A 20,633-nucleotide genomic window follows, 5' to 3' on the forward strand; every position below is an offset into this window, starting at 1 on the left:
GCGGGGGCGTACGCGCGGCTCACTCGGCGATGCCGACGACCAGCCAGATGAAGCCCACGCCCCCGATGGTGCAGAGAAGGGTGGAGCGGGCGGGATGGGTGTGGTGCGCCTCGGGAAGGATCTCCGCAGCGGCCAGGTAGAGCAGGGCTCCGCCGAAGAAGCCGAGATAGCCGCCGAGCAGTTCCTCCGGAAGGGTGAATAGCAGCGTCGTCGCCGCGCCCACGACCGGCGCCACCGCGGCCGCGAACAGCATCAGGAGCGCCTTGCGGCGGGCGTTCCCGTAAAGAGTGGTGAGGGTGTACGTGTTGAATCCGTCGGCGAAGTCATGACTGATCACCGCCAGCGCCACGGCCACGCCCATGGAGCCGCCGACCTGGAAGGCGGCGCCGAGCGCGACGCCGTCCATCAGGCTGTGGCCGACCATCGCGGCGGCCGCCGTCAGCCCCACCTGCGGTACGCGCTCGTCCCGGCGGGCCGCCGCCCCGTGCGCCACCTGGCGTACGGCGAGCAGCCGCTCGACCAGATGGGCCACCAGGAAGCCGCCCACGAACAGCAGCAGGGCGGCCGGCACCCCGAACACCGGCTCGCCCGCGGCCTCGACCGCCTCCGGCAGGAGGTCGAGTCCGACCACGCCGAGCATCAGGCCGCCCGCGAAGCCGAGCACCAGATGGCGGCGGTCGGTGATGCGCCGGGCGACCCAGCCGCCGGCCAGGGTCATCAGGAACGCGCCGAGCGCGACGAACACCGCCATGGGCCCTTGCTAGCCGATCGGGCACGCCCTCCGCATCCCAGGGTGTCCTTACCCGCGGGGCCCCCGGCGCCCCCGCGGCAGCCCTCCCGGTACGCCGCCGGCCGCGCCGTCCGGGTGTTCCCCACCGCCCGTCCCGTGTTCCGCACGACCCGCCCGTTCCGTATACGGAGGGGGCTCGTCCCCTCTCCCGCGCCCCCGCGCCGTACCACCTGAAAGGCAGGACTCCGCCGATGACCGGAGCATCCCCCGGCCCCGCACCCGCGTCCGGCGCCCGCAGTCTCGTGGTGGGGGTCGGCGCCCGCAAGGGCGTCCCCGGTGATGTGGTGTTCGCCCTCATCGAGGCGGCGTTGCGCGGGGCGGGGCTGGACGCGTCGGACGTGGTGGAGGTCGCGACGGTCGACGCCAAGGGGGACGAGCCGGGGATCGTGGGGGCGGCGGCCCGGCTCGGGGTGCCGGTGCGGACCCATCCGGCCGGGGCGCTGGCCGCGGTCCGCGTGCCGCATCCCTCGGGCGCGGTGGGCGCGGTGGCGGGCACCCCCTCGGTCGCCGAGGCGGCGGCGCTGATCGAGGCGGACGAACTGGTGGTGCCCAAGACCCGTGCCCCGGGCGGGAAGCCGGGCGAAACCGCGTTCGCGGGCGGGGGGGCCGCCGAGGAGGGGGCGGCGGTCCGGGGGGCCGCGACCTGTGCGGTGGCCCTGCGGTATCCGGCCGCCGCCGGGGCGCCCGGTGTTCCGGGCAGGAAAAATTCCTCTTCCCCGGTGACGGCGGGCCCCGGTCCGTCCACCATGGCTGCCATGAATCCCCCCACGAACATCGAGAGCGCCGGGCCCGACCTGCGCCACCACGGAGACGCGGAGGTACGCGGCGAGAATCTGACCGACCTCGCCGTGAACGTCCGGACCCACACGCCCCCCGAGTGGCTGCGCGAGCGGATAGCCGGGTCGCTCACCTCGCTCGCCGCCTACCCCGACGGGGCGTCGGCCCGCGCCGCGGTCGCCGACCGGCACGGCCTGCCGGTGGAGCGGGTGCTGCTGACGGCGGGCGCGGCCGAGGCGTTCGTCCTGATCGCGCGGGCCCTTCCGGCGCGCCGTCCGGTCGTGGTGCACCCGCAGTTCACCGAACCGGAGGCGGCGTTGCGGGCGGCCGGGCACCAGGTGGGGCGGGTCCTGCTGCGTGCCGAGAACGGCTTCCGGCTCGATCCGGCAGCGGTGCCCGAGGAGGCGGACCTCGTGGTGGTCGGCAATCCGACGAACCCGACGTCCGTGCTGCACCCGGCGGCCCTGCTGGAGAAGCTGGCGCGGCCGGGGCGGACGCTGGTGGTCGACGAGGCGTTCATGGACGTGGTGCCGGGCGAGCGCGAGGCGCTGTGCGGGCGGACGGACGTCCCCGGGCTGGTGGTGCTGCGCAGCCTCACCAAGACGTGGGGGCTGGCCGGGCTGCGGATCGGTTATGTGCTGGCCGCGCCGGAGACGGTGGCGCTGCTGGCCGAGGCGCAGCCGCTGTGGCCCGTCTCCACCCCGGCGCTGGCGGCGGCCGAGGCGTGCATGGAGCCGCGGGCGCTGGTGGAGGCGGCCGGGGCGGCGGACCGGATCACGGTGGACCGGGCCCATCTGCTCGCCGGGCTGGCCGAGTTCAGCGAGGTCCAGGCGGTGGAGGAGGCCCGGGGGCCGTTCGTCCTGATCCGTCTGGAGCGGGCGGCGGAGGTGCGCGAGCGGCTGCGGCTGCTGGGCTTCGCGGCCCGGCGCGGGGACACGTTCCCGGGGCTGGGGCCGCAGTGGCTGCGGCTCGCGGTCCGCGACCGGACCACGACCAATCGTTTCCTCCAGGCGCTGGACCAGGCGGTGCAGGCGCTGCCCGCGCGGTCGGGGCGCTGAGGCGGGCCCCGTCCGGGGAGCGGGGCGCCGGAGGGTTTCCCGACCGGCCGGGGCGCGCCCGTGAAGGGTTTCCGCCCGGCCGGGCTGAGGCACCGGAGGGCCGGGCTGAGGCACGGAGGGGCTCACGGGCGGCAGGGCGGAGTGGTGAGGGGCAGGGCCCGGTGGAGGGCCCCGCCCCGGGGCGTTACGGCGTCGTACCGGTCCCGGTCAGTTCCGGCCGGCGGCCCGCCTGCGGGCCAGCACCGTCGCGCCCGCGCCCACGGCCAGCAGCAGGGCCGCGCCGCCCGCGATGTACGGGGTGGCGGAACTGCCGCCCGTCTCCGCGAGGTTCTCGGTGGGGGCGGTGCCCGTGTCGGAGCCGGTCTGCGTCTTCACGTCGCCGCTCGTGCCGCCGTCGCTCCCACCGCCCTGGTCGCCGCCGTCGCCGTCGCCGCCGCCCGTGGAACCGCCGTCGGTGGAACCGCCCGTGGAGCCGCCGTCCGCGGGGCCCGGCTTCCCGGGGGTCTTCGGGCCCTTCGGGGTCTCACAGGTCGCCTCGGCGAGGGTGACCTCGCCGTTCACCTCGGCCACGTTGAGCTTGAGCGGGTTGACCGCGACCTTCAACCGGAGCGCCGTGGCGGCCGCGGTCCGCTCGGTGGTGGCCGTCGTGGACAGGTCGAGGGAGACCTCTCCGACCCCCGGTACCGACACCCGCGTCGGGCCGCCCGCGCTGAGCTCCACCTCCTTGCCCAGGACCGCGACACGACCGAGCACGTTCGACTCGGCGACCGGCTTCTTCCCCGCCTCGCAGACCGCCTTGGAGGTGACCTTCTCGACCTCGACGAGCGAGAGCGCCGCGAGTCCGGGGACATGGACCCTGGCCCTGGCCAGGTGGGCGGCCCCTTCGGCCCGGTGCTCGTCGGCCGTGGCGTTCGCGGTGGCCACGTCGGCGCGCAGGAGGCTGACCGGAGCTCCGCCCTCCACCCCGTCCACGTTCACGCTCAGCGCGGTCTTCCCGGCGGCGGCCGGGGCCTGTACCTCGTTGAGCGTGGCCTTGAGGGGCACGTGGACGGCCTTGTCGAGGAGCGAGACGTCGAGCCCGGTACGGAGCACGACCGCGCTCGCCCTGCCCTCGCCGGTGGCGGGCGTCGCCGGGGCCGCGTGCGCGGGGACGGCGGCGAGCAGGACGACCGGAGCGGCGGCGACCGCCAGAGCGGAGAGACGGAAGGTGTTGCTGTTCAAGGTGGTGGAACCCCCACAAGAGACATGGAGCCGCCGGCGCGGCCCAATGGGGGACATCGCCCGCGCCGGCGGCTTCGACTCCGTGAATCTTTACGTACTGAGGGTGAACTGACGTACACCTGGCGTGAGTTCACCCCAAAGGGGGGTTTCCGAGCACGTATTCGAATCTTTCGGCGCACGCGTCCCCTACCGTCACTCGATTCACCCGCCGCCGGTCGTACAACCCTGTCGGCGTCCGATGCCGGGGCAGTACGCGCGGAAAGGGCACAACGAGCCGGAAGCGCGTCCGTCACCGCCGGTCAACACGGCACCCGGCCGCAGCCGCCCCACCACGACGCCCGACCGCGCCGCCCCGGCCCGGTCGCACCCCTCACCCGACCACCCGTCCGTCGAGCACGACGTGCCGGGGGGCCGCCAGCACCCGCACATCCGCGCGCGGATCCTCGTCGTACACGACCAGGTCCGCCGGGGCCCCCTCCTCCAGGGCCGGCCGCCCCAGCCAGCGCCGCGCCCCCCAGGCGGTGGCGGAGAGGGCCTCCAGGGGCGGGATGCCCGCCTTGACCAGCTCGGCCACTTCGCCCGCGACCAGTCCGTGCGCCAGGGAGCCGCCCGCGTCGGTGCCGACGTAGACCGGGATCCCCGCGTCGTAGGCGGCGCGCACGGTGTCGTAACGGCGCTCGTACAGCCGCCGCATATGGGCCGACCAGCGGGGGAACTTGGCCTCGCCGCCCGCCGCGAGGTCGGGGAAGGTGGCGATGTTGACCAGGGTCGGGACGATCGCTACGCCCCGTTCGGCGAAGAGCGGGATGGTGTCCTCGGTGAGGCCGGTGGCGTGCTCGACGCAGTCGATGCCCGCCTCCACCAGATCGCGCAGCGACTCCTCGGCGAAGCAGTGGGCGGTGACCCGGGCGCCGAGCCGGTGCGCCTCGGCGATGGCCGCCTCCACCTCGCCGCGCGGCCAGCAGGCGGTCAGGTCCCCGGCGGAGCGGTCGATCCAGTCCCCCACCAGCTTGACCCAGCCGTCCCCGCGACGGGCCTCCCGGGCGACGTAGGCGACGAGGTCGCCGGGCTCGATCTCGTGCGCGTAGTTGCGGATGTAGCGGCGGGTCCTGGCGATGTGGCGACCGGCCCGGATGATCTTCGGCAGGTCCCCGCGGTCGTCGATCCACCGGGTGTCGGAGGGCGATCCGGCGTCCCGGATGAGCAGGGTTCCGGCCTCCCGGTCGGTGAGCGCCTGCCGCTCGGCGGTCGCGGCGTCGACGGGCCCGTGCCGGTCGAGGCCGACATGGCAGTGCGCGTCGACCAGGCCGGGCAGCACCCAGCCCCGCACCGTCCCGGCCCGGTCCGCGCCCGGCGGCCGCTCGTAGGTGATCCGCCCGTCCACCGCCCACAGTTCGTCCCGCACCTCGTCCGGGCCCACCAGGACCCGGCCCTTCACCCGCAGCACCCGCTGCTCCTCCCGATCACTCATATGCCGCACTGTACGAGGCCGTCGGTAGGCTGCCAGGGCCCGGGAACATGTCGGCGGGCCCCGGAAGCCCGCCGCCCGACGAACGACACCGAAGAGAGCCCCGCCGTGACGCACCCCTTCCTCGACCTCCCCCCGCTGACCGCCGCGCACTTCGCGGCCATCGAACGGCGGGTGGCCGCCCTCCTGGCCACCGAGCAGGACGTCGTCATCACCCAGGGCGAGGCCCTGCTGCCCCTGGAGGGCTGCATCCGCGGCGGCGCCCGGCCCGGCTCCACGGCGCTGAACGTGGTCACCGGACCGTACGGGCAGACCTTCGGCGACTGGCTGCGGGACTGCGGCGCGCACGTCGTCGATCTCACCGTGCCCTTCCACACCGCCGTGACCGCGGCCCAGGTCGCCGAGGCGCTCGCCGCGCACCCCGAGATCGACTTCGTCTCGCTGGTGCACGCGGAGGCGGCGACCGGCAACACCAACCCGGTCGCGGAGATCGGCGAGGTGGTCCGGGCGCACGGCGCGCTGTTCATGCTGGACGCGGTCGCCTCGGTCGGCGCGGAGCCGCTGCTGCCGGACGCCTGGGGCGTCGATCTGTGCGTGATCGGCGCGCAGAAGGCCATGGGCGGCCCCGCCGGGGTGTCGGCGGTGTCGGTGAGCGAGCGGGCCTGGGAGCGGATGGCCGCCAACCCGGCCGCCCCGCGCCGCTCCTACCTCTCCCTCCTGGACTGGAAGGAGCGCTGGATCGACGGCGGACGCGCCGCCCTGCCGCACGCCCCCGCGCAGCTGGAGATGCTGGGCCTGGAGGCGTGCGTGGCGCGGATCGAGGAGGAGGGGCTGGAGACGGTGACGGCCCGCCACGCCTCGGCCGCGGCGGCGACCCGGGCCGGGGCGCAGGCCCTGGGCGGCGGTCTGGAGCCGTACGTCCACGATTCGCGGGACGCGGCCCCGGTGGCCACGACGCTGCGCGTTCCGGCGGGCACGGACGCCGCCGCGCTGGTCGCGCACGCGCGGGCGGCGGACCCCGCGCTGCCGCTCGTCGCGGGCGGCGGGGCGCTGTCCAAGGAGATGATCCGGGTCAACCACTACGGCCCGGACGCGACGCGGGGCACGGTGCTGTCCTCGCTCGCGGCGGTGGGGGCGGCGCTGGCGGACGCGGGTCTGCGGGTCGACATCGAGGCTGCCCACCGGGCCGTTTCGGAAACGTGGCCGAGCCGCTGATATTCATAATGTGGGAAGCTGCTTTATATAAAAGCAGCTTCCCACATTCTTCTGCCCGCTTTTCCGTCACCTAAACGGGGCAGTTTTTTCCGGCCTCGAACTTCATGATTCGGACAGGTTCCGAGAGAGTTACCACCCTGTGACCGACTCCACACGGGCGACATTATGCCCGATTAATTCAGGACAAAGGGCTGGAAACCGACCCCAGATCGGGGGGCTTCTCGCGCACGCCTGATAACACATGGCCGCGCCGCGTCCAACCCCTCACGCCGATGCAATTTCGAAATTTGCTGGGTAAATTCAATTCGCATGACCGCCGCACCAGCAGATTTTGCCCGTGCCCGAAGTGAATTCCTCAGTATCGATGCACCGCGAGTGGAGGACGGAGCCGCGATCTGGCGTATCGCCCGCGACTCCCAGGTCCTGGACCTGAACTCCTCGTACAGCTACCTGCTGTGGTGCCGTGACTTCGCCGCGACCTCCGTGGTCGCCCGGGGCGAGAACGGCGAACCCATCGCCTTCGTGACGGGCTACCTCAGGCCCGACCGGCCCCAGACCCTCGTCGTCTGGCAGGTGGCCGTGGACCGGGCCCACCGGGGCAAGGGACTGGCCGCCGCCCTGCTGGACGCGCTGACCGCCCGGGTCGCCGCCGATCAGGGCCTGTCGTTCGTGGAGACGACGATCACGCCGGACAACACCGCCTCCGAGCGGCTGTTCACCTCCTACGCCCAGCGCCACGACGTCGGCCTGGAGCGGGAGGTCCTCTTCGACGGCGGCCTGTTCCCCGAGGAGGAGCACCTGCCCGAGGTGCTCCACCGGATAGGCCCGTTCACCACCTGAGCCCTCCCGGCCACGGCGCCGGCGTGCCCGAACCGTACGCCGTCGTTCCGCGGGTCCGCGCACCCGATCCGTGCGCCCGGCCCCCTCTTTCCGCGCCGGCCGACCCTCCGGCGCGGTCCCGGCCGCCTCCGTGCGGCGGGGAGCACCAGACCACCGCCCGTCACACCCCCTCACGCAGGAGATCCGCTGTGACCATCACCCCGCCCGCCCTGAGCGTCTTCGAAACCCTGGAGTCCGAGGTCCGGAGCTACTGCCGCGGCTGGCCCGCCGTGTTCGACCGCGCGCAGGGCGCCCGGCTGACCGACGAGGACGGCCACTCCTACCTGGACTTCTTCGCCGGCGCCGGCTCGCTCAACTACGGCCACAACAACCCGGTGCTGAAACGCGCGCTGATCGACTACATCGAGCGCGACGGCATCACCCACGGGCTCGACATGGCGACCACCGCCAAGCGCGCGTTCCTGGAGACGTTCCAGAACGTGATCCTGCGCCCGCGCGACCTGCCGTACAAGGTGATGTTCCCCGGCCCGACCGGCACCAACGCCGTCGAGTCGGCGCTGAAGCTGGCCCGCAAGGTCAAGGGCCGCGAGTCCGTCGTCTCGTTCACCAACGCCTTCCACGGCATGTCGCTGGGCTCGCTCGCCGTCACCGGCAACGCGTTCAAGCGCGCCGGAGCCGGCATCCCCCTGGTGCACGGCACCCCGATGCCGTTCGACAACTACTTCGACGGCCGGGTACCGGACTTCCTCTGGTTCGAGCGGCTGCTGGAGGACCAGGGCTCCGGGCTGAACAAGCCCGCCGCCGTGATCGTGGAGACGGTCCAGGGCGAGGGCGGCATCAACGTGGCCCGCGCCGAGTGGCTGCGCGCCCTCCAGGAGCTGTGCCACCGCCAGGACATGCTGCTGATCGTCGACGACATCCAGATGGGGTGCGGCCGGACCGGCGGCTTCTTCTCCTTCGAGGAGGCCGGGATCACCCCGGACATCGTCACCCTGTCGAAGTCCATCAGCGGCTACGGCCTGCCGATGTCGCTCTGCCTGTTCAAGCCGGAACTGGACATCTGGGAGCCGGGCGAGCACAACGGCACCTTCCGCGGCAACAACCCGGCCTTCGTCACGGCCGCCGCCGCGCTGCAGGCGTACTGGGCGGACGGCCAGATGGAGAAGCAGACCCTGGCCCGCGGCGAGCAGATCGAGCAGACGCTGCTGGCCATCTGCGGCGAGGAGCCGACCGCGCGGTTCCGCGGCCGGGGCCTGGTGTGGGGCATGGAGTTCGAGGACCCCGCCCGCGCCTCGGCGGTCTGCGCCCGCGCCTTCGAGCTGGGGCTCCTGCTGGAGACCTCCGGCCCGCAGAGCGAGGTCGTCAAGCTGCTCCCGCCGCTGACCATCACCCCCGACGAGCTGGACGAGGGCCTGCGCACGCTGGCCCGCTGCGTCCGCGAGACGGCCTGACCCGGCGCTGCCGGGGCAGGCGAAGAAGGAGGGGCCCCGGGCCGATGGGCCCGGGGCCCGCGCAGAGAAGAGAAAGGCGACAGCTCACCGTGATCGTCCGATCGTTCAGTGACATCGAGAACACCGACCGGCATGTGAAGGCCGCGTCCGGCACCTGGGAGAGCAAGCGCATCGTGCTCGCCAAGGAGAAGGTGGGCTTCTCGCTCCACGAGACCGTGCTCTACGCGGGTACGGAGACCTCCATGTGGTACGCGAACCACATCGAGGCCGTGCTCTGCACCGAGGGCGAGGCCGAGCTCACCAACGACGAGACCGGTGAGAAGCACTGGATCACGCCGGGCACCATGTACCTGCTGGACGGGCACGAGCGGCACACCATGCGGCCCAAAACGGACTTCCGTTGCGTGTGTGTCTTCAACCCTCCCGTGACCGGACGGGAGGACCATGACGAGAACGGCGTCTACCCCCTGCTGACCGAGGAGGCCTGAACCACCATGACCACCGAAGTACGCGCCGATCTGTACCCCTCGCGCGGTGCCGCCGAGATGACCACTCCCCGCCAGGACCCGGTCATCTGGTCCGCGCCGGGCGCACCGGGCCCGATCAGCGCCAAGGACCTCCAGGGCTACGAGCACGACGGTTTCCTCACCGTCGACCAGCTCATCACCCCGGACGAGGTCGCCGTCTACCGGGCCGAACTGGACCGGCTGGTCTCGGACCCGGCGGTCCGCGCCGACGAGCGCTCCATCGTCGAGAAGCAGTCCCAGAACGTCCGGTCCGTCTTCGAGGTCCACAAGCTCAGCGAGGTCTTCGCCGGGCTGGTCCGCGACGAGCGGGTGGTGGGCCGGGCCCGCCAGATCCTCGGCTCGGACGTGTACGTCCACCAGTCCCGGATCAACGTGAAGCCGGGCTTCGGGGCCTCGGGCTTCTACTGGCACTCGGACTTCGAGACCTGGCACGCGGAGGACGGCCTGCCGAATATGCGGACGGTGTCCGTGTCGATCGCGCTGACCGAGAACTTCGACACCAACGGCGGGCTGATGATCATGCCCGGTTCGCACAAGACGTTCCTCGGCTGTGCGGGCGAGACGCCGAAGGACAACTACAAGAAGTCGCTCCAGATGCAGGACGCGGGCACCCCGTCCGACGAGGCGCTGACGAAGATGGCCGACCGCCACGGCATCAAGCTCTTCACGGGCAAGGCCGGTTCGGCGACCTGGTTCGACTGCAACGCCATGCACGGCTCGGGCGACAACATCACCCCGTACGCGCGCAGCAACGTCTTCATCGTCTTCAACAGCGTGGAGAACGAGGCGCAGGAGCCCTTCGCGGCTCCGGTCCGCCGGCCCGAGTTCATCGGGGCGCGGGACTTCACCCCGGTGAGGTAGCGCGGCGGCGCACGCCGCGGGGGCCGGGACGGCGTATCGTCCCGGCCCCCGCGGCGTGCCGGGAGAACCGGGTCCATCGGGTTGTGCGCCCGGCCGGTCCGGCCGGGCGCACAACCCGATGGACCCGGCGGGAATCGGCGAGGAGGGNGGCCGACCGCCACGGCATCAAGCTCTTCACGGGCAAGGCCGGTTCGGCGACCTGGTTCGACTGCAACGCCATGCACGGCTCGGGCGACAACATCACCCCGTACGCGCGCAGCAACGTCTTCATCGTCTTCAACAGCGTGGAGAACGAGGCGCAGGAGCCCTTCGCGGCTCCGGTCCGCCGGCCCGAGTTCATCGGGGCGCGGGACTTCACCCCGGTGAGGTAGCGCGGCGTGCCGGGAGAACCGGGTCCATCGGGTTGTGCGCCCGGCCGGTCCGGCCGGGCGCACAACCCGATGGACCCGGCGGGAATCGGCGAGGAGGGTGTGCTCCATGACTTCTTCCGTACGCCACATCACGATCGACTGCGCCGACGCCTACGCGCTCGGCGCCTTCTGGGCCCGGGTGCTCGGCGGGCGGGTCTCCGACGAGGACTCCCCCGGCGACCCGGAGGCGCTGGTCGAGGCCCCCGGCACGGCCGTCCTCCTCATCCGGGTGGACGAGGAGAAACGGACCAAGAACCGCGTCCACCTGGACATCCAGCCGCAGGACCGCTCCCGGGACGAGGAGGTGGAGCGGCTGCTCGCGCTGGGCGCGACCCTGGTGGCCGACCACCGCAAGCCGAACGGCCGCGGCTGGGCGACGCTGGCCGACCCCGAGGGCAACGAGTTCTGCGTGGAGTGCTCCGCCGCCGAGCGGGCGGCGCTGTCCGGGACACGGCTGCCGGTGACCGCCGACGACGTGTCCTCGGCGGTGCGCCTCGCGGTGGACGTGCTGGCCGGGGCCCCGGCGGACCGCTGGGACGCGCCCGCCGGGAACCTGACGTGGAGTTGCTGGGAGACGGCGGAGCACCTGAGCGACGACCTGTTCGCGTACGCCGCGCAGCTGGGCCCCCGCACGCCTCCGCTGGACCGGGAGGTGCCCTACCGGTGGGCGCCCCGGCGGGAGGGCGGGCCGCGCAACGCGGTCTTCGCCGACCGGGAGGCGGGCCCCGCCGGACTGCTGGCCACGCTGGAGGCGAGCGGGGCGCTGCTGGCCGCGATGGTCCGGACGACACCGCCCGAGGTGCGCTCGTACCACGGGTACGGGATCTCCGACCCCGAGGGGTTCGCCGCGATGGGCGTGGTGGAGACCCTGGTGCACACCCATGACCTCGCCCGGGGGCTGGGCCTGGAGTGGCCGCCGCCCCCCGGGCTGTGCGACCGGGTGCTGGCCCGGCTCTTCCCGGACGCCCCGGCGGGCGGCGACCGGTGGGCCGTCCTGCTGTGGGCCACCGGCCGCGCCGGACTGCCGGACCGCCCTCGCCGCACCTCGTGGCGGTGGGACGGGCGGCCCCCGGCGGATCAGACGGCGTCGAGCGCCGGGTAGTCGGTGTAGCCCTTGGCGTCGCCGCCGAAGAAGGTGGCCGGGTCGGGGGTGTTGAACGGGCCGCCCGCCTTCAGCCGGGCGGGCAGGTCGGGGTTGGCGAGGAAGAGAGCCCCGTAGGAGATCAGGTCGGCGGCGCCGTCGTCGATCACCGTGTGGTCGCCGGGCCCGGTGGGTCCCTCGGTGTGCACGTTGAGGACGACGGCTCCGGAGAACGCCTTGCGCAGGGCGAGGGTCAGCTCGCGGATCGGGACGGCCTCCAGGATGTGCAGATAGGCGATGCCGATCGGGTCGATCTCCCGGACCAGGGCGGTGTACGTGGCCTCCGGCGCGGGCTCGTCGATGCCGTTGTACGGGTTGCCGGGCGAGATGCGCAGGCCGGTGCGCTCCGGGCCGATCGCGGCGGCGACGGCCCGGACGACCTCGACGGCGAAGCGGGTACGGGCCTCGTCCGAGCCGCCCCAGGCGTCGGTGCGCCGGTTGGTGTTGGGCGCCAGGAACTGGTGGATGAGGTAGCCGTTGGCACCGTGCAGCTCGACCCCGTCGAACCCGGCCTCCACGGCGTTGCGGGCGGCGGTGACGAAGTCCTCGACGGTCGCGCGGACCTCGGCGTCGGTCAGCTCGCGCGGCTCGACGAAGTCCTTCGGCCCCGCGTGGGTGTAGACCTGGCCCTCGGCCTTGACGGGGGACGCGCCGACGGGAACGAGCCCGTCGGGCAGAAGGACCGGGTGGCCGATGCGTCCCGTGTGCATGATCTGGGCGAAGATCCGGCCGCCCGCGGCGTGCACCGCGTCGGTGACCTTGCGCCAGGAGGCGACCTGCTCGGCGCTGTGCAGACCCGGGGTGGAGGGGTAGCCCTGGCCCACCGCGGAGGGCTGGATGCCCTCGGTGATCACGAGTCCGGCCGAGGCGCGCTGGGCGTAGTACGTGGCGGTCAGCTCGGTGGCGGTGCCGCCCTCGCCGGCCCGGCTGCGGGTCATCGGGGCCAGTGCGATGCGGTTGGCGAGCGGGAGGCCGGCCAGGTCGATCGGGTCGAAAGCGGTGGTCATGAGGGCTCCCAAGAAGTATGTGGTCGGCCAACTATTTCCGCCGGGAGTCACTGTAGCCCATTGATTGGCCGACCAAGGTAAAGTCGGGGGAAACCGTCGGGCATCATCGGAACCCCCCACACGGGAGCCGCCGCTCCCCGCCCGAGGACCCCAGGAGCCCGCCATGACCACCGGCCGCGCCACCCCCGCGGAAGACGCCTGTACCGCCACCGCCGCGTCAAACGCCTGCGCCGCCGCGCCGGCGCTCGGCGGACCCGTCAGCCACGCCGTCTCCCGGGTCGCCCGGCTGCACCGGATCGCGGCGGGCAAGGTGCTCAAGGGGGCGGGCCTCTACCCGGGGCAGGAGCTGCTGATGACGCACCTGTGGGACCGGGGGGCGGTCCGTCAGACGGAGCTGATCCGGGCCCTGGAGCTGGACCCGTCCACGGTCACGAAGATGCTCCAGCGGCTGGAGCAGAGCGGCCATGTGCGCCGCCGCCCCGACCCGGCCGACCGGCGGGCGGTGCTGGTCGAGGCGACGGACGACAGCTGCGCCCTGCACACCGCGGTCGAGGCCGCCTGGGGCCGGCTGGAGGAGCAGACGCTCGCGGGCCTGGACCCGGCCGAGCGCGATGCGCTGGTCCGGCTGCTGGCGAAGGTCGAGGAGAACCTCTGCCAGGAGACCGCCGACTGCCCCGACCGCCGCTGACCCGCCGGGGCCCCGGCGGAAGCCGGGCGGAGGGGCCGGGGGTTCGTACGGCGGACCCGGGAACGCGCGCCGGGGCTCCGGGAGGGCTCCGCACGGGTCAGGCCAGGAACTCTAGCACCCGGTCCACGTCGGCCTCGGTGTTGTAGAGGTGGCAGGAGACGCGCAGGTTCCCCACCGGGGCGGAGACGGCGATCCCGGCCTCCGCCAGCTCCGGCTGACGGTCCGCCAGCCCCGGCACGGAGACGATGGCCGACTCCCCCGGGACCACCGCGCGCCCCAGCCCGGTGAGCCCCGCGCGCAGCCGGGCGGCGAGCCCGGTGGCGTGCGCGTACAAGGTGTCGGCGCCGACCTCGGCGAGCAGGGCGAGGGAGTGCTCGGCCCCGTGGTACGAGAGGAAGGCGGGCGGCTCGTCGAACCCCCGGGCGGTCGGGGCGAGGCGTTCCAGCGGGCCGTAGTTGCCCGCCCAGGGCGCCCCGGCGGAGACCCACCCGGCGAAGAGGGGCGGCAGAGTTTCCTGCGCTTCCTCCGTGACGGTGAGGAACGACGTACCGCGCGGGCAGAGCAGGAACTTGAAACCGCCGGTGACCGTGTAGTCGTACGCCCCGGCGTCCAGCGGCAGCCAGCCCGCCGCCTGGGTGGCGTCCAGCAGCGTCCGGGCCCCGTGCGCGGCGGCGGCCGCGCGGACGGCGGCGAGGTCGGCCACCCGGCCGTCCGCCGACTGCACGGCGGAGAAGGCGACCAGGTCGGTCGAGGGGCGGACGGCGGCGGCGAGGCCGTCGAGCGGGACGTACCGCGTCCGCAGATCCCCGCGGAGCGCGAACGGGCTGACCACGGAGGAGAACTCCCCCTGGGGGCAGAGGACTTCGGCCCCGGGCGGCAGTGATGCGGCGATCAGGCCGACGTGCACGGTGACGGAGCTGCCGGTGGCGACGCGGTCCGGGTGGACTCCGACGAGCCGGGCGAAGCCGGCCCGGGCCGCCTCCACCGCGTCGAAGCTGCCCGCGCCCACCCGGCGGCCCGCCGCGTTCTCGTCGGCCAGGGCCTTGACGGCGGCGATCGTCCGGCGGGGCAGGAGGCCCCAGCTGGAGGTGTTGAGGTAGGTGACCTCCGGCGCGAACTCGGCGGCTGCCGCGGGGATGGGCGCGAGGATCGTCATACGGCCAGCCTGAGGCCCCGGCGGCGCACAGTCAATCACGCAGAGTGAAGAAGGGGGCCGCGGGGGCGCGGACACGGGGCGCGGGACCGGCGCTCCCCGGCCCGGGCTCCGGCACACGCCCGCCGTCGTCCGGTCCCGATCCGGTCCCGCCCCCCGGCCCCGGCTCAGCTCTGCGGGACCTCGCAGGCCCCGTCGGGGCCGCAGGCCGGGGCATCCCCGCCGACGTCGGCGAGGGCGGTGGCGGAACGGTCCTTCCATGCCTGCTCCAGCGCCTGGACGAAGACCTCGGAGGGCTGGCCGCCGGAGATCCCGTACCGCCGGTCGAGGACGAAGAACGGCACGGCGCCGGCGCCCAGTTCGGCCGCCTCGCGCTCGTCGGCGCGGACGTCGTCGGCGTACGCCCCGGGGTCGGCGAGCACCGCCCGCGCCTCGTCGGCGTCGAGCCCGGCCTCCACCGCGAGGGCGAGCAGCACCTCGTCGTCGTAGACGGAGCGCTCCTCCGCGAAGTTGGCCCGGTAGGCGAGGGTCAGCAGCTCATCCTGGCGGCCCCGGGCCTTGGCCAGGTGCAGCAGCCGGTGGATGTCGAAGGTGTTGCCGTGGTCACGGCCCTCGAGCCGGTAGCCGAGCCCCTCGGCCCGCGCGTTGGCCGCCACGTCGGCCTCCATCGAGGCCGCCTCCTCGCGGGTGCGGCCGTACTTCCGGGCCAGCATGTCGAGCACGGGCGCGGTGTCGCCCTTGGCGCGGGAGGGGTCGAGCTCGAAGGACCGGTGCACCACCTCGACCTCGTCCCGGTGGGCGAACTCCGCGAGACCCTTCTCGAAACGGGCCTTGCCGATGTAGCACCACGGGCAGGCGATGTCCGACCAGATCTCGACGCGCATGACTCTTCTTCTCTCCAGGCTCGCGGGGGCGTGCGGAGGGTTCGCCGCGCGCCGGTTCTCCGGTACGAACACCGGACCTGACCTGGTGATTCCCCTGCCGGAGGCGATCTGCTGGCGTCCGGTGCGGAAATCGGGGAGACTCCCCCGCATGATCTCGGTGGTGCAGAACGTGGCGATCGACTGTGCGGACGCCTACGGGCTGGCCCGGTTCTGGAGCGAGGTGACCGGCTGCCCGCTGCATCCGCAGGACGCGCCGGGCGCCCCGGAGGCGCAGGTACGGCAGGCGGAGGGCCCGGCGCTGTACTTCAACCAGGTCCCCGAGGCCAAGGCCGGCAAGAACCGGCTCCATCTGTGCCTGCGCCCCGACACCTCGCGCGAACCGGAGGTGGAGCGGCTGCTGGCCCTCGGCGCCACCCTCGTCTCCGATCTGCGGAACCCCGACGGCTCCGGCTGGGTGGTCCTCGCCGATCCCGAGGGCAACGAGTTCTGCGTCCTGCGCAGCGCGTCCGACCGGGCCGCGACGGACGCCTGACATCCCTTTTCCCCTGCCGCGGCAGACGGTGGAGGACCGCCCTGCCGACGGCCGGGAACGATGCGTACCCGCCCCCGGAGGCTCTGATGACCGAGATAACCCTGCGTGCGGTCCATGACGGGGACCTGCCGCTGTTCTTCGCCTGGATGAGCGACCCCGACGCGACCCGCGTCGCCGCGTTCACCCCGCAGGACCCCGCCGACAGGACCGCGTTCGACGCCCACTGGGCGCGCATCCGTGCCGCGTCGAGCACCGTGGTGATGCGCACGGTGGTGGCGGACGGGACGGTGGTGGGCCATGTCGGGGAGTACGGGGAGCCGGGCGACCGCCAGGTCACGTACTGGATCGACCGCGCGCACTGGGGCCGCGGCCTGGCGACGGCCGCCCTGCGGGCGTACCTCGACGAGTCGCCCACGCGTCCGCTGCACGCCCGGGCCGCCGCCGACAACCTCGGATCGCGCCGGGTGCTGGAGAAGTGCGGCTTCGTGGTGACCGGCGCGGACCGGGGGTTCGCCGCGGCTCGCGGCGAGGAGATCGACGAGGTCCTGACCACGCTGCACGGCTAGGGAACGCCCCTCCCCCACGCCGCACGGGCTGTCGGTCGTGGCCTGATTCGGCCGTTGCACGGCTTATGTCCACGGCGGAAGAATGACCGGGACCGGACGGTGACGCGGGGACGGGGCGCTCGGTGAAACGCATCCACTTCACGGCGGAGGACCTGGCCCGCACGCGTGTGGCCCCCACCATCGGCGTGGCGGCGGAGACGTTCGACAGCGTGCGGATGCTGGGGAACCGCGACGCGGGCCTCGCGTTCCGCGGCTGGCAGGTGTCGGTCCGCGGACGGCTGGGCGAGGGGGCGGGCCCGCTCGCGGCGTTGATGCCCGCGCGGGGCCCCTGGTCGACGCGATGTCCTTGATGGGCGCCGCGCCGTCGATCGACGAGGCGGTGGACACCTGGATGGCGGCGCCCCGGGCCCTGCTGCGCGTCGAACTGGAGCACATCGGCTTCCACCCCGCGCACCGCACGTGGGCCCGCGGTCTGCTCGACGGCGCCCGGGAGGCCCGCCTCCAGGTGGCCTCGGCGCTCCGGGCCTGCCACCGCGTGACCGTCGCCCCGTACTGGAACGGGGTCCGTTCCCATCTGGACGAGGCCCGGGCCGGGTACGTGCGCGCGATGGCGGACGGCGGGGTCGAGCGGCTCCTCACCGGGCTCGGCGGCTCGGCCGCCCGCTGGCGGCCCCCGGTTCTGGAGGTGGCCCACGCGCGCGACGAGGACGTCCATCTGAACGGGCGCGGTCTGGTCATCGCCCCGACGATGTTCTCCACCGGCCAGATCGAACTGCTCTTCCCGCCGCTCGATCCGTCCCGGCCGCCCACGCTGGCCGTCCCCGCCCCCGGCCTTGGGGCGCCCGCCCCCGCCCTGTGGGAGGGCGGGGGCGAGTCCGCCGTGCACTCGCTCGACGATCTGCTGGGGCGTACCAGGGCCGCGGTCCTGCGGGCGGCCGTCGCCGGGCGCCGCACCACGGAGCTGGCCCGCGTCCTGGGGATCTCGCCGGCGACCGCTACCCACCACACGGCCGCGTTGCGCAACGCGCGCCTGCTCGCCACCCGTCGCGAGGGCAGAGCGGCCGTGCACACCGTCACCTCGCTGGGTCTGGCCCTGCTGGGCGGGCGCCCCGTCGCCTGACGGGTCGGCCCGGCCGGCGCGGGAGGAACTTCCCGCCACCCGGCTCCTTTCGACGGTCCTCGAAATGTTGGCGGCTCTCCTCGGCCGGCCCCTACGTTCGGACGCGAAGCGACCATCCGCCGCCCGGCCGGAACGGGCGGCGGACCAACGTCTCGTACACGTTCCACGAACGTGTCGGCCTCTGGGGGAGTCACATGATCAGAAAGCGCATCGCGGGAATGCTGGCCTCGACGGCGCTCGTCCTGGCGGGGGGCGCGGCCCTCGCACCGGGCGCCGCGGCGAGCGGCCCCTCCCTCTCCACGGCGCCTCCCGCCTCGGCCGCCTCCGTGCAGCAGGCGTGCTGGGGCCAGCCGGAGCACGGCAGCGAAGGGCATTACGGGAACAGCGGCTGGTGCGACTCGGGCCGCTACCGCCAGGCGATCAGGTGCGAGAACCTGGGCGGCTACCGCTACGTGCGCTACGGCCCGTACGTCTGGGCGCCCGCGAAGAGCACTGCGTGGTGCAGCCTCGGCGACCGGGTCGTCGGCACCTGGCTCGAATAGGCCCACGGGCCCTCCGGCAAGGGGCGGGCGGCCCGTGCGGCGGCCCGCCCCGGCCGGAACGGCTCGGCACCGCTTCCGTCTCCGCACCGCACCGCATCACGCACGCACGCACGCACGCAACGGAGTAGACGTATGCGCACAGCATTCCTCAAGCCGGTCCTGGCGGCCGCCCTCCTCCTGTCGGCGGTCACGGTCTCGGCTCCGGCGGCGACCGCCGCACCGGCGGCCGGCTGGGACCGCTGCCCCAACGGTTCCTTCTGCATCTTCGACGGGCGCGACGGCACCGGCACGATCGCCTGGTTCCGGTCGGGTTCGCCGGACCTGCGGGGTCAGTCGATGGACAACCGGACCTCCTCGTACTGGAACCGCACCGGCACCGTGTTCGCCCTCCACGACTGGTACGGCTACGGCGGCAACTGCTGGCCGATCTGGAACCAGAGCCCGGCCAACCTCCAGTCGGTCAACGCGGCATGGGACAACATCGCCAGCTCGGTCAGCAGGGGATCCTGCGGCTGAGCCCCCGTGCCACGGGGGGGGCGGGGGCCGCCTTAGGACGAGCACCACCGGACGGCGGCCCCCGCGGGCCCGCACCCGAGGGGCGGCCCGCCTCCCCCGCGCGGCGGAGGCGGATCATCGCCGGGCAGGAGGCGCCGGGGGCCGGCCGGGGGCCCGCGAGGCGCCCGAGGGTCGCGGGCGCCGGGTGACGGCGCCCCAGGTGAGAAACGGGTGAGAAGGGGGTGAGAAGGGGCACGATCAGGAACGTCCGGAGGCGTCCCGTTCGTCCCTCCAGCGGGATGAACAAGACCATCAGGCGCGCTTCGGTCTTCTGCCTGCTCATGGTGCTCGCCCTGCTGGTGCGGGCGACGTGGGTGCAGGGCTACGAGGCCAAGGCGCTCGCAGACGACGAGCACAACCGGCGGAAGACGATCGCGCAGTACGCGCAGCCGCTCGGGGACATCATCGTGGCCGGTTCGCCGGTCACCGGATCGAAGGGGACCGCGGGTGGCGACCTCCGGTACAAGCGCACGTACACCCACGGCGAGCTGTACGCGGCCGTCACCGGCTACAGCTCGCAGGCGTACGGGGCGACCCAGCTCGAAGGGATCTACGGCGACGTCCTGGACGGCACGGACGACCGGCTGAAGAACCCGAAGGACCTGCTCACCGGTGAACAGGCGACGCCGGGCGACGTCCTCACCACCATCGACCCGGACGTCCAGAAGGCCGCTTACGAGGCGCTCGGCGACGACAAGGGCGCGGCGGTGGCGATGGACCCGAGGACCGGGCGGATCCTCGGCATGGTCTCCACCCCCTCGTACGACCCCTCGAAGATCAGCGGGACGGCGGACGGCGAGGCGTGGAAGGCGCTGCTGGAGGACGAGGACAAGCCGCTGGTCAACCGGGCGCTGCGGCAGCCGCTGGCGCCGGGCTCCACGTTCAAGCTGGTGGTCGCGGCGGCGGCGCTGGAGAACGGGCTGTACGGCTCGGTCGACGAGCCCACCGACAGTCCCGACCCGTACACCCTGCCGAACACGGCCACCGTCCTGCGCAACGAGAACGCCTCCGCCCCGTGCGAGAACGCGACCCTGCGCACCGCGCTCCAGTACTCCTGCAACAACGTCTTCGCGAAAGCGGCCGTCGATCTCGGCCAGGAGAAGGTGAAGGAGATGGCGGACGCCTTCGGATTCGACACGGAGAAGCTGGACGTCCCGGTGCGGGCGGCGAAGAGCGTGTATCCGACCGGTATGGACGAGGCGCAGACGGCGCTGACGGGGATCGGCCAGTTCGAGGTCACCGCGACCCCGCTCCAGATGGCGATGGTCACCTCGGCGTTGGCCAACGGCGGCGAGTCGGCCGCGCCGCACATGGTGTCCCGGGTGACGGACGGGGACGGGACGGCGCTGGAGGAGACCGGCGACGGCGAGGGGAAGCGGGTGGTGGAGGAGTCGACGGCGAAGCAGTTGCGGAGCGCGATGGTGACGGTCGTCGAGGAGGGCACCGGCGCCAACGCCCGGATTCCCGGGGCCGAGGTCGGCGGCAAGACGGGGACGGCGCAGAACGGCGTGGACAACGGCAACACCCCGTACGCCTGGTTCACCTCGTACGCGAAGGACCGTGAGAGCGGTGAAGAGGTGGCGGTGGCCGTGATCGTCGAGGACTCGGGCTCGGCGCGCTCCGAGGTCAGCGGAAACGGGCTGGCCGCGCCGGTCGCGCAGAAGATGATGAAGGCGGCGCTGGAGCGGTGAACCGGGGGGGCCGGGGCGACTCGTGAACCGCCTCCGGTCCCCGGCCCCGCACCCCCCTCTTCGGCCGGCCTCGCCCCCCGTCGCTCCGGACGGCGCCCGGTCCCCCGAGCCGCCCCCGCACCCCCGGCGGACCGGC

General features: G+C 73.6%; 22 protein-coding genes and 1 pseudogene. 17 read left to right on the forward strand and 6 right to left on the reverse strand.

Annotation, left to right across the window (positions count from 1 at the left end):
• Positions 1-19: 19 nt before the first annotated feature.
• Positions 20-751, reverse strand: a complete 732-nt coding sequence (locus AMK24_RS14610) for a ZIP family metal transporter (protein WP_073769057.1) — start codon at positions 749-751, stop codon at positions 20-22.
• 230 nt (positions 752-981) lie between these two features.
• On the opposite strand from AMK24_RS14610, the gene cobC reads away from it, so the two are divergent.
• Positions 982-2,625 carry an Rv2231c family pyridoxal phosphate-dependent protein CobC gene (gene cobC, locus AMK24_RS14615; protein WP_073769059.1) on the forward strand — a complete coding sequence of 548 codons (1,644 nt, stop codon included), beginning with the start codon at positions 982-984 and terminating at the stop codon, positions 2,623-2,625.
• Positions 2,626-2,832: 207 nt separating this feature from the next.
• Here the strand turns inward: cobC and AMK24_RS14620 are convergent, their stop codons facing one another.
• Complete coding sequence (locus tag AMK24_RS14620; protein ID WP_073769061.1) at positions 2,833-3,846, reverse strand: SCO1860 family LAETG-anchored protein; 1,014 nt, start codon at positions 3,844-3,846, stop codon at positions 2,833-2,835.
• 370 nt (positions 3,847-4,216) lie between these two features.
• Complete coding sequence (locus AMK24_RS14625; protein ID WP_073769063.1) at positions 4,217-5,317, reverse strand: amidohydrolase family protein; 1,101 nt, start codon at positions 5,315-5,317, stop codon at positions 4,217-4,219.
• 105 nt (positions 5,318-5,422) lie between these two features.
• On the opposite strand from AMK24_RS14625, the gene AMK24_RS14630 reads away from it, so the two are divergent.
• The 8 genes and pseudogenes from AMK24_RS14630 to AMK24_RS14660 all read left to right on the forward strand — a co-directional run bounded on the left by AMK24_RS14630 (position 5,423) and on the right by AMK24_RS14660 (position 11,720).
• A complete protein-coding gene (locus AMK24_RS14630) occupies positions 5,423-6,529 on the forward strand; it encodes an aminotransferase class V-fold PLP-dependent enzyme (protein ID WP_073769065.1) in 1,107 nt (368 codons plus the stop codon).
• Between the two features lie 309 nt (positions 6,530-6,838).
• Complete coding sequence (gene ectA, locus AMK24_RS14635; RefSeq protein WP_073769067.1) at positions 6,839-7,369, forward strand: diaminobutyrate acetyltransferase; 531 nt, start codon at positions 6,839-6,841, stop codon at positions 7,367-7,369.
• A 188-nt stretch (positions 7,370-7,557) separates the two neighbouring features.
• Positions 7,558-8,820, forward strand: coding sequence for a diaminobutyrate--2-oxoglutarate transaminase (ectB, locus tag AMK24_RS14640; RefSeq protein WP_073769069.1), 1,263 nt, complete (start codon positions 7,558-7,560; stop codon positions 8,818-8,820).
• Between the two features lie 89 nt (positions 8,821-8,909).
• Positions 8,910-9,308 carry an ectoine synthase gene (locus AMK24_RS14645; RefSeq protein ID WP_030813810.1) on the forward strand — a complete coding sequence of 133 codons (399 nt, stop codon included), beginning with the start codon at positions 8,910-8,912 and terminating at the stop codon, positions 9,306-9,308.
• A 6-nt stretch (positions 9,309-9,314) separates the two neighbouring features.
• Positions 9,315-10,208, forward strand: coding sequence for an ectoine hydroxylase (gene thpD, locus AMK24_RS14650; RefSeq protein ID WP_073769071.1), 894 nt, complete (start codon positions 9,315-9,317; stop codon positions 10,206-10,208).
• Between the two features lie 83 nt (positions 10,209-10,291).
• A partial coding sequence (locus AMK24_RS35330) for a hypothetical protein (RefSeq protein ID WP_338012695.1) occupies positions 10,292-10,355 on the forward strand: 64 nt, incomplete at its 3' end.
• 1 nt (position 10,356) lies between these two features.
• Positions 10,357-10,579, forward strand: a pseudogene (locus tag AMK24_RS14655) (phytanoyl-CoA dioxygenase family protein); the annotation flags it as partial.
• Positions 10,580-10,685: 106 nt separating this feature from the next.
• Positions 10,686-11,720, forward strand: a complete 1,035-nt coding sequence (locus AMK24_RS14660) for a VOC family protein (RefSeq protein ID WP_073769073.1) — start codon at positions 10,686-10,688, stop codon at positions 11,718-11,720.
• Here the strand turns inward: AMK24_RS14660 and AMK24_RS14665 are convergent.
• Positions 11,696-12,766 carry an alkene reductase gene (locus AMK24_RS14665; RefSeq protein ID WP_073769075.1) on the reverse strand — a complete coding sequence of 357 codons (1,071 nt, stop codon included), beginning with the start codon at positions 12,764-12,766 and terminating at the stop codon, positions 11,696-11,698. The genes AMK24_RS14660 and AMK24_RS14665 overlap by 25 nt on opposite strands.
• Positions 12,767-12,929: 163 nt before the next feature.
• On the opposite strand from AMK24_RS14665, the gene AMK24_RS14670 reads away from it, so the two are divergent.
• A complete protein-coding gene (locus AMK24_RS14670; protein WP_073769077.1) occupies positions 12,930-13,454 on the forward strand; it encodes a MarR family winged helix-turn-helix transcriptional regulator in 525 nt (174 codons plus the stop codon).
• Between the two features lie 97 nt (positions 13,455-13,551).
• Here AMK24_RS14670 and AMK24_RS14675 read toward each other — a convergent pair whose 3' ends face one another.
• Positions 13,552-14,610, reverse strand: coding sequence for an aminotransferase class V-fold PLP-dependent enzyme (locus AMK24_RS14675; protein WP_073769079.1), 1,059 nt, complete (start codon positions 14,608-14,610; stop codon positions 13,552-13,554).
• Positions 14,611-14,774: 164 nt separating this feature from the next.
• Entirely contained in the window at positions 14,775-15,491 is a 717-nt protein-coding gene (locus tag AMK24_RS14680) for a DsbA family oxidoreductase (protein ID WP_073769081.1), read from the reverse strand.
• A 148-nt stretch (positions 15,492-15,639) separates the two neighbouring features.
• Here AMK24_RS14680 and AMK24_RS14685 point away from each other — a divergent pair, with 148 nt between their 5' ends.
• The 7 genes from AMK24_RS14685 to AMK24_RS14710 all read left to right on the forward strand — a co-directional run bounded on the left by AMK24_RS14685 (position 15,640) and on the right by AMK24_RS14710 (position 20,497).
• Entirely contained in the window at positions 15,640-16,023 is a 384-nt protein-coding gene (locus AMK24_RS14685; RefSeq protein WP_073769083.1) for a VOC family protein, read from the forward strand.
• A gap of 86 nt (positions 16,024-16,109) precedes the next feature.
• A complete protein-coding gene (locus AMK24_RS14690; RefSeq protein WP_073769085.1) occupies positions 16,110-16,589 on the forward strand; it encodes a GNAT family N-acetyltransferase in 480 nt (159 codons plus the stop codon).
• A gap of 122 nt (positions 16,590-16,711) precedes the next feature.
• Positions 16,712-16,939 (forward strand): hypothetical protein, encoded by a 228-nt coding sequence (locus tag AMK24_RS34745; protein WP_242435167.1) that lies wholly within the window; start codon positions 16,712-16,714, stop codon positions 16,937-16,939.
• Positions 16,930-17,709 (forward strand): helix-turn-helix domain-containing protein, encoded by a 780-nt coding sequence (locus AMK24_RS14695; protein ID WP_242435168.1) that lies wholly within the window; start codon positions 16,930-16,932, stop codon positions 17,707-17,709. Before AMK24_RS34745 ends, AMK24_RS14695 begins: the two co-directional genes overlap by 10 nt.
• A gap of 194 nt (positions 17,710-17,903) precedes the next feature.
• Positions 17,904-18,251: a hypothetical protein gene (locus AMK24_RS14700; protein WP_073769087.1), complete on the forward strand. Its 348-nt coding sequence runs from the start codon at positions 17,904-17,906 to the stop codon at positions 18,249-18,251.
• Positions 18,252-18,383: 132 nt separating this feature from the next.
• Positions 18,384-18,767: a peptidase inhibitor family I36 protein gene (locus AMK24_RS14705; protein WP_073769089.1), complete on the forward strand. Its 384-nt coding sequence runs from the start codon at positions 18,384-18,386 to the stop codon at positions 18,765-18,767.
• A gap of 278 nt (positions 18,768-19,045) precedes the next feature.
• Entirely contained in the window at positions 19,046-20,497 is a 1,452-nt protein-coding gene (locus AMK24_RS14710) for a peptidoglycan D,D-transpeptidase FtsI family protein (protein ID WP_073769091.1), read from the forward strand.
• Positions 20,498-20,633 lie beyond the last annotated feature (136 nt).

The sequence above is a fragment of the Streptomyces sp. CB02366 genome (genome assembly GCF_001905905.1).
GTDB lineage: Bacteria > Actinomycetota > Actinomycetes > Streptomycetales > Streptomycetaceae > Streptomyces.

Excerpts from the sequence above, each read along its gene's own strand:
- thpD (WP_073769071.1), top strand. The coding sequence starts at position 9,315 with ATGACCACCGAAGTACGCGCCGATCTGTACCCCTCGCGCGGTGCCGCC.
- AMK24_RS14695 (WP_242435168.1), top strand. The coding sequence starts at position 16,930 with ATGTCCTTGATGGGCGCCGCGCCGTCGATCGACGAGGCGGTGGACACC.
- AMK24_RS14700 (WP_073769087.1), top strand. The coding sequence starts at position 17,904 with ATGATCAGAAAGCGCATCGCGGGAATGCTGGCCTCGACGGCGCTCGTC.
- cobC (WP_073769059.1), top strand. The coding sequence starts at position 982 with ATGACCGGAGCATCCCCCGGCCCCGCACCCGCGTCCGGCGCCCGCAGT.
- AMK24_RS14660 (WP_073769073.1), top strand. The coding sequence starts at position 10,686 with ATGACTTCTTCCGTACGCCACATCACGATCGACTGCGCCGACGCCTAC.
- AMK24_RS14685 (WP_073769083.1), top strand. The coding sequence starts at position 15,640 with ATGATCTCGGTGGTGCAGAACGTGGCGATCGACTGTGCGGACGCCTAC.
- AMK24_RS14680 (WP_073769081.1), bottom strand. The coding sequence starts at position 15,491 with ATGCGCGTCGAGATCTGGTCGGACATCGCCTGCCCGTGGTGCTACATC.
- AMK24_RS14705 (WP_073769089.1), top strand. The coding sequence starts at position 18,384 with ATGCGCACAGCATTCCTCAAGCCGGTCCTGGCGGCCGCCCTCCTCCTG.
- AMK24_RS14710 (WP_073769091.1), top strand. The coding sequence starts at position 19,046 with ATGAACAAGACCATCAGGCGCGCTTCGGTCTTCTGCCTGCTCATGGTG.
- AMK24_RS14675 (WP_073769079.1), bottom strand. The coding sequence starts at position 14,610 with ATGACGATCCTCGCGCCCATCCCCGCGGCAGCCGCCGAGTTCGCGCCG.
- AMK24_RS14665 (WP_073769075.1), bottom strand. The coding sequence starts at position 12,766 with ATGACCACCGCTTTCGACCCGATCGACCTGGCCGGCCTCCCGCTCGCC.
- AMK24_RS14610 (WP_073769057.1), bottom strand. The coding sequence starts at position 751 with ATGGCGGTGTTCGTCGCGCTCGGCGCGTTCCTGATGACCCTGGCCGGC.
- AMK24_RS14670 (WP_073769077.1), top strand. The coding sequence starts at position 12,930 with ATGACCACCGGCCGCGCCACCCCCGCGGAAGACGCCTGTACCGCCACC.
- AMK24_RS14625 (WP_073769063.1), bottom strand. The coding sequence starts at position 5,317 with ATGAGTGATCGGGAGGAGCAGCGGGTGCTGCGGGTGAAGGGCCGGGTC.
- ectA (WP_073769067.1), top strand. The coding sequence starts at position 6,839 with ATGACCGCCGCACCAGCAGATTTTGCCCGTGCCCGAAGTGAATTCCTC.
- AMK24_RS14690 (WP_073769085.1), top strand. The coding sequence starts at position 16,110 with ATGACCGAGATAACCCTGCGTGCGGTCCATGACGGGGACCTGCCGCTG.